Consider the following 12,100-nt stretch of genomic DNA (forward strand, 5'->3'; position numbering starts at 1 on the left):
AAGCCCATGCCAAATTATCCATCTAATCGTTGAATGCTATCGCGACTATGTTGATCGGCGAACCGAACGAGCATGGAGCGAACGATATTATGAACAATTTAGTTGCACGACGGGACCTGTTCCGCGCGAGCCTGGCAGCATCCATGCTGGCCGTTATTCCCGGTCTTGCAATAGCGCAGGACAAGACCGGCAAGGATATCGCGGCCAGGGGTGATGGAGCGCGGATCGACTATAGCGACGTGCAGGTCCTGTTCGCAGATCTTCAGGTGTCGCTGGTCGCGGGCAGCAGGACAGTCTCCCCAGAAGCCCTGGGCCGTTCCGCCGCGGCACTGGCAAAGGTCGCCACCATCCTTGAGCTTCCAATGCTGTTCAGCGTGGTGCCGGAGCGCAAGGGAGAGCCCGTCCTGATACCGGAGCTTCTGCCCTACGCGACACGCGCCAACACTTTGAAGCGGACATTGACAGGTCCGTTCATGGACAAGGCGACAGCTTCGGCGCTCGCCTCCACTGGGCGCAAAACGCTGATCCTTGCCGGATTTGCTGCCGAGGTGGTCGTTCTGCAGACTGTCTTGGACGCTGTCGAGGCGGGCTACAAGGTCCAATATGTGGTCGATGCGGTTGGCGGGCTGTCTGAACGGACGGAAGATACGGCATTGCGCCAGGCTGAGCTCGCCGGCGGCGTCCCAACGACGGTCGTCAGTCTGACGACACGGATGACACCTGACCTGTTCCAATTCCCCGGTTCCGAAGCGTTCGCCGCCATTCGGCCGCTGCTGTAGTCCAGTGCGCCGATTCTGGTCGACGACCGGCGGCGTAAGTCCCGTGCGGTTTGTCGCCTCTCCGTGCCGGAAAGGCGGCGGAGCACAGCATTGTTTCCGGTGTGCGCGTTGCGAGCGCCGGACATCATCCTCAGGAGTGAAGAAATGACAGAGAAAAGCCCAACCCTGACGCTGAACAACGGCGTTCGCATGCCAGCGTTCGGACTGGGAGTGTTCCAAAGCACGCCGGAGGAGACGTCTTCCGCGGTGATGATCGGCATAGAGGCCGGATATCGGCTGATCGACACGGCCGCGGCCTATATGAACGAGCAGCAGGTTGGCGAAGGGATCGTCGGCAGCGGCATCGATCGTTCCGACCTTTTCGTCACGACGAAGCTGTGGATCGGCGACTACGGAGATGACAAAGCGCGCCATGCCTTTGACAGAAGCCTGCGCAAGCTCGGTCTGGACTATCTCGATCTCTATCTTCTTCATTGGCCGGTCCCTTCGAATTTCGAAGCGACGGTCGCATCCTTCAAGACTGCGGCCAAGCTTCTCGAAGAAGGCCGTATCCTGGCGATCGGGGTCTGCAACCACAACCCCCGCCACCTTGAGATGCTGATCGAACGCACCGGCATCACGCCGGCAGTGAACCAGGTCGAGCTGCATCCCTTCTTCATCCAGCGCGATGTCCAGAACGCCAACCAGCGCTTTGGTATCGTGACCCAGGCTTGGTCGCCGATCGGCGGTGTCAAACGGTATCGCGGTGCCGGTGCGAATTCGCCCACCGACCCTCTCTCTCATCCAGCGATCGCAGAAATTGCCATCAAGCACGGCAAGACCCCCGCCCAGATCGTTCTGAGATGGCATATCGAGAAGGGGTTCTCCGTCATCCCCAAGTCGGTCCAGGCAAAGCGGATCAGGGAGAATATCGACATCTTCGATTTCAGTCTGTCAGCGGATGAAATCCTGGCGGTCGACAGTCTCGACGTCGGTGGACGGGGAGGCCCGGATCCGGACGTGGTGCATCCGGGACTGTACAGCTTCAAGATCGAGGACTGACAAGCCGTCGCCGCCGGTCGGTTGGCTTCGCTTGGAAGATTGAATGAGGTAGGAAAATGATGGATATCGGTGGCGTTCAGTTTCTGTTTGCCGACCTGCAGCCAACGCTCGTCGCTGGTGGCGCGACGATACCTCCTGAGGCTTTGATGACTTCGGCTGTCGTCCTCGCACGCGCCGCGCCTGCATTCGGCATTCCGACGACGTTCAGCATCGTGCCGGAAAGAGGCCAGGCCGGAACACTGCTCCCCGATTTGCAGGAATTCTCAACCCGCCAAAACACATTTCAGCGAACCACGGCCAGTGTATTTCTCGATCAGCCAACCGCATCGGCAATTGCAGCAAATGAGCGAAGGACGATTGTTATCGCAGGGTTTTCTGCCGAGGTCGTGATTCTGCATTCGGCTCTCGCAGCCATCGAGGCAGGTTACCGCGTCCATCTCGCGCTTGATGCCATCGGCGGGCGCTCGCAGCGGACGGAAGAGGCTGCCTTCAGGCAGATAGAGAGAAACGGCGGCATTCCCACTTCCGTTCTCAGCGTCATCACTGGCCTCGCACCGGACTTTTCGTGCGCTCCCGGTAATATGGTTCTCGAACTGACAAGCGCATTGAGACGGTAGTAACAGGTATGTGTCCTGTAGGGCTGTGATGGCATTTGAAAATGCCGGCCGCCCAGCCAGCGGCGTTAGGTCGCCCCTGGCTAACCCGCCGAATCAGCCGTTCACGATCTTCATCATATGCTCGTTGTAGCGAGCACCCAGGACCTGTTGCGTTGCAAGCATTGCGTCGAGATCGGCAAGATCCGCCGTCGAAAGATCGAGCGCGGCGCCGCCGATATTCTCCTTTAGGCGATGCAGCTTGGTCGTGCCGGGAATCGGTACGATCCACGGCTTCTGGGCCAGCAGCCAGGCAATCGCGACCTGTGCGGGCGTTGCCTGCTTGCGCGTAGCCATCTCGCCAATCAGAGCTGCGAGCTTGGCATTGGCGTTGCGCGCGCCGCCGGCAAAGCGCGGCAGGGTGCTGCGAATGTCGCTTTCCGGGAAGATCGTGGAATTGTCGATCTTGCCGGCGAGGAAACCTTTGCCCAAGGGTGAAAAGGGAACGAAGCCGACGCCAAGTTCCTCCAGAGCGGGCAGAATTTCGGCTTCCGGATCGCGGGTGAACATCGAATATTCGCTCTGAAGAGCCGTCACCGGCTGGACTGCATGCGCTCGGCGGATCGTCTGGGCTCCAGCTTCCGACATCCCGAAATGCCTGACCTTGCCTTCCGCGATCAGATCCTTGACGGTTCCGGCGACGTCTTCAATGGGCACGTTCGGATCGACGCGGTGCTGATAGAAGAGGTCGATCACGTCGGTCTTCATCCGCTTCAGTGATTGTTCCGCAACGAAGCGGATACGCGCAGGGGTGCTGTCGAGCCCATATTTGGCGGAGCCGTTCTTCCAACCGAACTTGGTGGCCAACACGACCTTGTCGCGAAACGACTCGACGGCCTCGCCAAGGATTTCCTCGTTGTCGGCGCCATATGACTCTGCGGTGTCAAAAAACGTCACGCCGTTTTCGTAGGCCGCACGGATCAGGCTGATGGCTTCCGATTTGTCTGTTGCCGGGCCGTAGCCGATGGTCAGCCCCATGCAGCCGAAGCCGACGGACGATATGTCGAGGTTCTTTCCGAGTGTGCGGGTCTTCATGATCATTCCCTTCCTGATGCGTGTGAACAATATAGGCGGCTTCCCGCTCGTCGATTAGCTGCTATAAACCGCATAGGGTTATAAGCAGAGCTAATATCGTGGCGCGTGAAAACACTCAGGATATCTCGGCATTTCTGGTTGTCGCGAGGGAGCGAAGTTTCACCCGCGCGGCCGCGAAGATTGGCGTTTCGCAATCGGCTCTCAGCCAGACCGTCAGAGGATTGGAGGAGCGCCTTGGTATCCGGCTGTTGACACGGAACACGCGTGGCGTCTCGCCCACCGAAGCGGGCGAACTCCTGCTGCAAACCGTAGGACCGCATTTCGACGGCATCTATGCCGGGATTGCCGCCCTGAGCGGGCTCAGGGAAAAGCCTTCAGGAACGGTTCGCATCACTGCCGACCAGCATGCCGCCGAGGACGTGCTCTGGCCCGTGCTCGACCGGTTCCTGCCCGATTATCCCGATATCAAGGTGGAGATCGTCATCGACTACGGGCTGACGGACATCGTCGCGGAACGGTACGATGCCGGTGTCCGCAGCGGTGAGATCATCGCCAAGGATATGATTGCCGTGCCGATCGGTCCAGACATCCGCATGATCGTGGTCGGGTCGCCGGAATATCTGGCGGCGCATGATCTGCCCTTGAGGCCGCAGGACCTAACCAATCACAACTGCATCAATCTTCGCCTGCCCACCTATGGCGGCCTCTATGCATGGGAGTTCGAGAAGGACGGACGAGAACTGGCCGTCCGCGTCGATGGTCAACTGATGTTCAACAACATCGGCATGATCATCAAAGCGGCGGTTGCCGGACATGGTCTTGCATATGCGTCTCAAGACCGGATCAGAGACCACCTTGAAAGCGGCAAGCTTGTTCAGGTACTTCAGGATTGGAGCGCGCCATATTCCGGGTACCATCTCTACTATCCAAGCAGGCGTCAGCCCACGGCAGCCTTCCGGGCTTTGGTTGATGCGCTCCGATATCGAAAGAAAAGCTGATTGAGCGGAGAATGTCAGGCACCCTCCGCGTCAAACATCAGCGCTTTATCGGCTGCAGTCACACAGTCTCCCAGCCATCCTTCTCCGACGCGCGATAGATGGCGTCGATGAGCCTCTGGTTGTTCTTCGAACTCTCGAGCGTCACCACTTCTTCCTTCTCGCCCAAGGCGGCGCGGGTAAAGGCTTCGGCTTCGAGCTTGTATTGACGGCAGTCCTGGAAGCGGAAATGCTTGGATTCGCTGTGGTTCTGGTTGGTGAGTTCGAGTTCCTCGGCACCGTAGCGGTTGGCGTTGAAGGGCGATTTCACCTCGATGAAACCTTTGTCGCCGTGGAAGATCATGACCTGGCGGGCAGCGAGCTGGGTGGAGATGTAGAAGGAAAGCTCGAAATCACCGAAATCGGCGCGCACCGAGGAATAGATATCGGTGCCGAATTGCTTGTCGCGCTCGGTATTGGCCTGGACGCGCTGCGGCTCCTTGCCGGTGACGAAGCGGGTGGAAATGGTCGGGTAGACGCCGATATCCGGCAGGCCGCCGCCGCCAAGCGAGGCGATGTTGCGCATATTGCCGGGGTCGCGGTTGAAATAGGTGAAGGCGCCCTGGACGTGCTTGAGCGTGCCGATCGCGCCCTCCGCGATCAGCGAGCGGACTTTCCGCCAGACCGGCGAATAGGTGACCATATAGGCCTCGGTCACCAGGACCTTGTTGCGGTCGCGGGCGGCGATCAGCTGGTCGATCTCGCCGGCCTGAAGCGCAATCGGCTTTTCGCAGAGCACATGCTTGCCGGCATCGGCCGACTTGATCGTCCATTCGACATGCTGCGAGGTCGGCAACGGGATATAGACGGCGTCGATCTTGTCGGACGCCAGCATCTCCTCATAGGAGCCGAAGGCATGCGGCACGGAGAAGCGGTCGGCCATGGCGCGGGCCTTGGCGAGATCGCGGCTGGCAATCGCGCTCACCACGCAATTGGTGGCGTCCTGGATGGCCGGGATAACGAGTTCCTCGCCGATCCGTGCCGTTGAGATGATCCCGAAGCGCAGCATTTTTCTCTCCCTTGATCTGTGCGAGCGGACATTATTGAGAGAGCGGAACTCTGGCAATTGCGAAATGCTGCACTATTTCTCTTGAAAGCCCAGGTCGCAATTTGCGGCCAAATGGCTGCCGAGGCGATGACCTCAGGGAAATGGGACGAGAGGGAGCAGATTGATGGCGTTTGAAATCAGGAATGTGCAGCAGCAGGACAAACCGGAATGGCTGATGCTGTGGAACGCCTATCTGGCTTTCTACGGGGTGGGCCTCGATCCGGCGATCACCGATGCCACCTGGAACCGTGTCCTCGATCCGACGTCGCAGGTCTGCATGCGGGTTGCGGAAGTCAACGGTGCGCTTGGCGGATTTGCCATCCATCTCTCGCATCCCTCCACCTGGGTGATGAACAATGACTGCTACCTTGAAGACCTGTTCCTCGACGAACGCCATCGCGGCGAGGGCATCGGCCGGGCGCTGATCGACGACCTCATCACCATCTGCAAGGAGAATGGCTGGGAGCGACTTTACTGGCACACGAATGAAGGCAATGTCCGGGCGCGAAAACTCTATGACAGCTATGTCATGCCGGACGGGCATGTGCGCTACCGGATGCGGGTGCGCTGACGGCGGTTCACGGCGGCGTCACAACAAGTTGAGCCGATATCACCGGGTTGTGGTGTGTGTTTTCCGGTGAACGGTTGCATTCTCTCCTCACCATTCGAGCGGGAGGCAGAGCAATGGCGAAAACCATCACCAATGGCAGCAAAAGCGGCGACATCGACGGAACCGATCATGGCGACGTCATCAACGGCATGGGCGGCGACGACGAGATCTATGGTGGCCATGGTCACGATGTCCTGACCGGCGGCCCCGGCAACGACACGTTCGTGTTCACGGAATTCGGCAAGGGCGACACCGACCACATCACCGACTTCAAGCACGGCGACAAGATCGGCATCGATCCCACCGTGTTCACGGCGTTCAAGAACGGCCATTTCATGTCCGGCGAATTCTATATCGGGCCGATGTCGCTCGATAGCGATGACTATCTGAATTACGACCCGACCACCGGCCACCTCTATTATGACGACGATGGCAACGGCCCGGACAAGCAACACCTGCTTGCGACCTTCGACCACAAGCCGATGCTGCACGCCCACGATTTCGTGCTCGTCCACGAGCACGACATGATGTGAGGTTTTCGCAGGGCGCGGTGGCTTCCGGAGGGAGGTTGCTCCTCCCGGAAGCCGCTTTTGCATGTCGCCACAGCCTAACTTGAATTCAACGACGTCCGCTACGTGCAACATATATTGTACGAGGATCATTTCATGGCGACGGTTAGCATCCGCATAGACGATGAAACGAAACGCCGCTGGAATGATCTGGCCAAGGCTCATGGCCTCAATCAAAGCGAGCTTTTTCGTCAGGCGATCATCGAAAAGCTGGAAGAGCTCGAAGATTTTTACGTCGTGAAGGACCGTAGCGCAAAACCTTTCAAGACCCTCTCGAACGAGGATGTCTGGAAGGAACTGGGCCTTGAGGATTGAACGGCATCCGGGAAGCACTCGGTGATCTACGCCAAAAGCTGGCTCCCCATTGCGGCAATATGAAAGGCTTCGTGCCGGTCATAAGCGTCGCACATCGAAGCGTCGCCTATGACCAGCGCCATCTCAAGCAGCCGGAAAACCGGAAGAACTAGCCGCGCAGCGCGCCGCCGGTCGATTTCTCGACATTCGACACGATCCGGCCGGTCAGTGCCTCGAAATCCTCATCCGTCAGCGTGCGATCGGCCGGCTGGATCGACACTTCGATCGCTACCGACTTCTTACCCTCACCCAGCGAGCCGCCTTCGAACACGTCGAAGATGGTGACGCCGGTGATCAGCTTGCGGTCGGCGCTGCCGGCGGCCTTGATGATCGCACCGGCTTCAACGCTTCTGTCGACGACGAAGGCGAAGTCGCGCTTGACGGCCTGGAACGGCGAAAGTTCCAGCACCGGCTTGGTGCGGGTGGCCTTCTTCTTCGGCTCCGGCAATTTGTCGATGACGATTTCGAAGCCGGCGAGTGCGCCGGAAACGTCCAGCGCTTCGAGCGTCTTCGGATGGAATTCGCCGAAGTGACCGATCACCAGTTTCGGACCCATCTTGATCGTGCCGGAGCGGCCGGGATGATACCAGGCCGGGCCGCCCTGCTCGATCTGCAGGTTGGCAACCGGGAAGCCGCAGGCTTCGAGCACGGCCAGTGCATCGGCCTTGGCGTCATAGACGTCGACCGGCTTGCCGCCGCCCTTGTCCTTGTTGGACCAGAGGCGGCCGGCACCGTTCAGGCTCGCCGTGCCACGACGGATGCCGCCGGCGATGCGGCGCTGGCCGTCCGGCGTGTCGTTCTCATAGGTGCCGGAGACTTCGAAGATCGCCACGTCGCCATGACCCTTGTCGGCATTGCGCTGGGCTGCGGCGAGCAGGCCGGGCAGCAGCGACGGCCGCATGTCGGACATGTCGGCAGCGATCGGGTTTTCGAGCTTCAGATTGGCGGCACCGCCGCCGAACAGGACAGCGTGCTCGGTCGGGATGAACGACCAGGTGACGGCTTCCAGCATGCCGCGCGAGGCCAGCGCGCGCTTGGCAAGGCGGGTGCGGATCTGCAGGGTCGTGAGGATGCGGCCGTTGACGTCGCCAAGCCGCGGCAGGGGCTGCGGCCTGATCTCGTTGATGCCATGGATACGCATGACTTCCTCAACCAGATCGGCCTTGCCGTCGACATCCGGGCGCCAGGAGGGGACGAAAGCCTTGACCGTATCGCCTGAACCTTCGGTGCGGAAGCCGAGGCGGTTGAGGATGTCGAGGCTTTCGGCCTTCGGCGCGTCGAGGCCGGTCAGGCGCTTGACTTCGGAAAGCGGGAAGGTGACTTCCTTGGCCTTGTGGCCTTCATAGCCGACGACATCTGTCTTCGCGGCCAAGCCGCCGCAGAGTTCGAGCACCAGTTCGGTGGCGCGTTCGAGGCCGGGCACCATATATTCCGGGTCGACGCCACGTTCGAAACGATAACGGGCATCGGTGATGATGCCGAGCGAGCGGCCGGTACGGGCAATGTTGAGCGGGTCCCAGAGCGCCGATTCGATCAGGACATCGACTGTGTTCTCGTCGCAGCCGGAATGCTCGCCACCCATGATGCCGCCGATCGATTCAACGCCATTTTCGTCGGCAATGACAACATTAGCCGGCGAAAGAACATATTCGCGCATATCAAGCGCCAGCACTTTTTCGCCTTCCTTGGCGCGGCGCACAGTCAGACTACCCTTGACCTTGGCGGCATCGAAGACATGCAGCGGCCGACCCTGGTCGAAGGTCATATAATTGGTGATGTCGACCAGCGCATTGATCGGCCGCTGGCCGATGGCGCGCAACTGCTTCTGCATCCAGGCGGGGCTCGGGCCGTTCTTGACGCCGCGCACGAGGCGGAGCGCGAAGCCGGGGCAGAGCCCCTTGTCCTCATCGCTGAAATCGAGCTTGACCTTGACCGGCGTCTCGCCTTCGACCTTGAAGCTCGGAGCGGCGCGCGTCTTCAGCGTGCCGAGGCCGGAGGCAGCGAGATCGCGGGCGATGCCGTGGATGCTGGTGCAGTCCGGACGGTTCGGCGTCAGGTTGATCTCGATCACCGGATCGTCGATGCCATAATAGGCGGCAAAGGACGTGCCGACCGGTGCATCGGCCGGCAGGTCGATGATGCCGTTGTGGTCGTCGGAAATCTCCAGTTCCTTTTCCGAGCACATCATGCCGCGGCTTTCGACACCGCGGATGGCCGAGATGCCGAGCGTCACGTCGAGGCCGGGAATATGCATGCCGGGCGCAGCAAAGGCGCCGACCAGGCCGGCCCGCGCATTCGGCGCGCCGCAGACGACCTGCACCGGAGCACCAGTGCCGGTGTCGACCGACAGAACCTTCAGCTTGTCGGCCTGGGGATGCTTTTCCGCGGTCAGAACCTTGGCGATGATGAAGGGCTTGAAAGCCGCCTTGTCATCGACGCCTTCGACTTCCAGACCGATCAGCGTCAGCCGCTCGCAGATCTGATCGAGCGTGGCGTCGGTTTCGAGATGGTCCTTCAACCAGGAGAGTGTGAACTTCATTCGTGTGCTCCATCGGGTCGCGGCACGCTCGTCCGTTCCAACTGCGGCAAGCCGTCACCAATATGAAAATAGGGCAGTTTCTGGCCGACCCAGGCATGGAGGGTTGGAACATAGCGTTCCTGATGATCCATGGCGCCGAGGGTCAGGTAGATGTCGTCGGGCAGGCGGGCGTCCAGATAGGCAAGTGGCGTGCCGCAGACCGGGCAGAAGTGGCGCGTCACCGTGCCGTTCACATAGTCGGCCTTGGTGCCGGTAAAGGTGGATGCTTCCGCCTTGAAGCCGACGAAGGCCGAGAGCGGGGCACCGCTTGCCTTGCGGCAATCAACACAGTGACAATAGCTGACATGGAACGGCTCGGCGCGCGCCTCAAAACGCACCGCACCACATCGGCAGTTGCCTGTGTGAAGGCTCGTCATGCGCTCAAACCGCCGAACAGCGTCGGCAGGTCGAGCGGGCGGAAGCCGTAATGGGTCATCCAGCGGACATCGGCATTGAAGAAGTCGCGCAGGTCGGGCATGCCGTATTTCAACATGGCGATGCGGTCGAGGCCCATGCCCCAGGCAAAGCCCTGATATTCATCCGGATCGAGCCCGCCGGCGCGCAGCACATTGGGATGCACCATGCCGCAGCCCAGGATCTCCATCCAGTCGGTGCCTTCGCCGAACTTGATCACGTCGCCGGAGCGGTCGCACTGGATGTCGACCTCGACCGACGGTTCGGTGAAGGGGAAGAAGGACGGGCGGAAGCGCATGTTGACAGAAGGCACTTCGAAGAAGGCTTTGCAGAACTCTTCCAGCACCCAGCGCATATTGGCGACATTGGCCGTCTTGTCGATCACCAGGCCCTCGACCTGATGGAACATCGGCGAATGGGTGGCGTCGGAATCCTGCCGGTAGGTCTTGCCGGGGATGATGATGCGGATCGGCGGCTTCTGCGTTTCCATGGTGCGGATCTGCACCGGCGAGGTGTGGGTGCGCAGCACGCGGCGCTCGCCGTTGGCGTCCGGCGGCAGGAAAAAGGTGTCATGCATTTCGCGCGCCGGGTGGCCTTCGGGGAAATTCAGCGCGGTGAAGTTATAATAATCGGTCTCGATATCCGGACCCTCGGCGATCGAGAAACCCATATCGCCGAAAATGGCGGTGATCTCGTCGATGATCTGGGTGATCGGATGGATGCGGCCGCGCTCGGCCGGCGAATTGCGGACGGGCAGCGTCACGTCCAGCGTCTCGCGCTTCAGCCGTTCATTGATCGCCTGGTCCTTGAGGTCGGCCTTGCGGGTGGCGATCTCGGCGGTCACTTCGTTCTTCAGGACGTTGATGGCGGCGCCGCGGGTCTGGCGCTCTTCCGGGCTCATCGTGCCCAGCGTCTTCAGGAGCTCGGAGATCGAGCCCTTCTTGCCGAGAGCATTGATGCGGACATTTTCGATCGCCGCTTCATCGGCAGCAGTGGCGATTTCCGCGAGGAGGGTCTGTTTCAACTGGTCGAGATCGGACATGCTGCGCTCGTATTTTGCGGAGGAAATGCGGACGGATAGTCAAGAAAAAACCCGCGCTAGCCTGCCAGCGCGGGTTTCCCAAAAGTGCAAGTGAGAGGGAAGCGCTGGCTTACTTGACCACGCTTTCAAACTCATTGGTGGTGCCGGCGTCCTTGAGGTAGCCGAGCGCCTTCTTGGAAGCAGCGACGAGCGCGCCGAAAGCCTCGGCTTCGGTGATCGCCATGTTGGACAGAACCTTGCGGTCGACTTCGATGCCGGCCTTGGTCAGGCCGTCGATGAAGCGGCCATAGGTCAGGCCATGCTCGCGGACGGCGGCATTGATGCGCTGAATCCAGAGAGCGCGGAAATTGCGCTTCTTGACCTTGCGGTCGCGCGTCGCATACTGCATCGAGCGATCGACGGCAGCCTTTGCGGTGCGGATCGTGTTCTTGCGGCGGCCGTAGAATCCACGGGCTGCCTTCAAAACCTTCTTATGCTTGGCGTGGGCGGTAACGCCTCTTTTTACACGTGCCATGTCATGATCTCCTTACGTAAACAACAGATACCGCTAGTCTCAGAGACCGTTCGGCAGATAGTTCTTGATGACCTTCTTGCCATCGGGCTCGGCGAGCACCATGGTGCCGCGCGCGTCGCGAATGAACTTGTTGGAACGCTTGATCATGCCGTGGCGCTTGCCGGCGGCAGCCGAGAGCACCTTGCCAGTGGCGGTGATCTTGAACCGCTTCTTGGCCGCCGACTTCGTCTTCATCTTGGGCATTTTGCTACTCCATTGTTCTGGTTATTGAGAAGCCTGGCTGATGAGGCCTGCTTCAAGCATAAGAACGGCCACGGCATGCCCTGCCGGACCGTTCGGACGCGCGCTTATAACCGCATGTCCGGGAAAGCGCAACGGGGTGGTGGGGGATTCTTTTTCGGGAGTTTTCGGCCGGGGCTACCCCCCTCT

14 protein-coding genes are annotated in these 12,100 nt (G+C 60.3%); 7 read left to right on the plus strand and 7 right to left on the minus strand.

From position 1 onward, the window contains the following. The first annotated feature begins 89 nt into the window (after positions 1–89). The 3 genes from AC1D06_RS03605 (at position 90) to AC1D06_RS03615 (ending at position 2,437) form a co-directional block, all read left to right on the plus strand. Positions 90–779 (plus strand): isochorismatase family protein, encoded by a 690-nt coding sequence (locus AC1D06_RS03605; RefSeq protein ID WP_477876177.1) that lies wholly within the window; start codon positions 90–92, stop codon positions 777–779. Between the two features lie 144 nt (positions 780–923). After that, positions 924–1,820, plus strand: coding sequence for an aldo/keto reductase (locus AC1D06_RS03610; protein WP_477876178.1), 897 nt, complete (start codon positions 924–926; stop codon positions 1,818–1,820). A gap of 56 nt (positions 1,821–1,876) precedes the next feature. Beyond that, on the plus strand, positions 1,877–2,437 hold the full coding sequence (locus AC1D06_RS03615; RefSeq protein ID WP_477876179.1) for an isochorismatase family protein: 561 nt from the start codon (positions 1,877–1,879) through the stop codon (positions 2,435–2,437). A gap of 93 nt (positions 2,438–2,530) precedes the next feature. Here the strand turns inward: AC1D06_RS03615 and AC1D06_RS03620 are convergent, their stop codons facing one another. Continuing rightward, positions 2,531–3,508, minus strand: coding sequence for an aldo/keto reductase (locus AC1D06_RS03620; protein ID WP_477985048.1), 978 nt, complete (start codon positions 3,506–3,508; stop codon positions 2,531–2,533). Positions 3,509–3,606: 98 nt separating this feature from the next. Here AC1D06_RS03620 and AC1D06_RS03625 point away from each other — a divergent pair, with 98 nt between their 5' ends. Further along, complete coding sequence (locus AC1D06_RS03625) at positions 3,607–4,506, plus strand: LysR family transcriptional regulator (protein WP_477876181.1); 900 nt, start codon at positions 3,607–3,609, stop codon at positions 4,504–4,506. Positions 4,507–4,564: 58 nt separating this feature from the next. Here AC1D06_RS03625 and AC1D06_RS03630 read toward each other — a convergent pair whose 3' ends face one another. After that, positions 4,565–5,551 (minus strand): Gfo/Idh/MocA family protein, encoded by a 987-nt coding sequence (locus AC1D06_RS03630; protein WP_477876182.1) that lies wholly within the window; start codon positions 5,549–5,551, stop codon positions 4,565–4,567. Between the two features lie 163 nt (positions 5,552–5,714). Here AC1D06_RS03630 and AC1D06_RS03635 point away from each other — a divergent pair, with 163 nt between their 5' ends. The 3 genes from AC1D06_RS03635 (at position 5,715) to relB (ending at position 7,084) form a co-directional block, all read left to right on the plus strand. Beyond that, positions 5,715–6,161 (plus strand): N-acetyltransferase family protein, encoded by a 447-nt coding sequence (locus tag AC1D06_RS03635; protein WP_477876183.1) that lies wholly within the window; start codon positions 5,715–5,717, stop codon positions 6,159–6,161. 113 nt (positions 6,162–6,274) lie between these two features. After that, on the plus strand, positions 6,275–6,733 hold the full coding sequence (locus AC1D06_RS03640) for a calcium-binding protein (RefSeq protein WP_477985050.1): 459 nt from the start codon (positions 6,275–6,277) through the stop codon (positions 6,731–6,733). 132 nt (positions 6,734–6,865) lie between these two features. Further along, a complete protein-coding gene (relB, locus tag AC1D06_RS03645) occupies positions 6,866–7,084 on the plus strand; it encodes a type II toxin-antitoxin system RelB family antitoxin (protein WP_477680180.1) in 219 nt (72 codons plus the stop codon). Positions 7,085–7,232: 148 nt separating this feature from the next. On the opposite strand, the gene pheT is transcribed toward relB, so the two are convergent. From pheT to rpmI, 5 genes are all read right to left on the minus strand, one after another. Continuing rightward, positions 7,233–9,662, minus strand: a complete 2,430-nt coding sequence (gene pheT, locus AC1D06_RS03650) for a phenylalanine--tRNA ligase subunit beta (RefSeq protein WP_477985052.1) — start codon at positions 9,660–9,662, stop codon at positions 7,233–7,235. Beyond that, the gene (locus tag AC1D06_RS03655) at positions 9,659–10,078 is read right to left on the minus strand and encodes a GFA family protein (RefSeq protein ID WP_477876187.1); all 420 of its coding nucleotides are present in this window, start codon (positions 10,076–10,078) and stop codon (positions 9,659–9,661) included. Before AC1D06_RS03655 ends, pheT begins: the two co-directional genes overlap by 4 nt. After that, positions 10,075–11,157, minus strand: coding sequence for a phenylalanine--tRNA ligase subunit alpha (gene pheS / locus AC1D06_RS03660; protein ID WP_477985054.1), 1,083 nt, complete (start codon positions 11,155–11,157; stop codon positions 10,075–10,077). The genes AC1D06_RS03655 and pheS overlap by 4 nt, the downstream gene beginning before the upstream one ends. A 109-nt stretch (positions 11,158–11,266) precedes the next feature. Beyond that, positions 11,267–11,671: a 50S ribosomal protein L20 gene (rplT, locus tag AC1D06_RS03665; RefSeq protein WP_477876189.1), complete on the minus strand. Its 405-nt coding sequence runs from the start codon at positions 11,669–11,671 to the stop codon at positions 11,267–11,269. 39 nt (positions 11,672–11,710) lie between these two features. Further along, positions 11,711–11,914, minus strand: a complete 204-nt coding sequence (gene rpmI / locus AC1D06_RS03670; protein WP_477876190.1) for a 50S ribosomal protein L35 — start codon at positions 11,912–11,914, stop codon at positions 11,711–11,713. Between the last annotated feature and the right edge of the window lie 186 nt (positions 11,915–12,100).

Source organism: Rhizobium sp. P2_G2 (genome assembly GCF_056403555.1).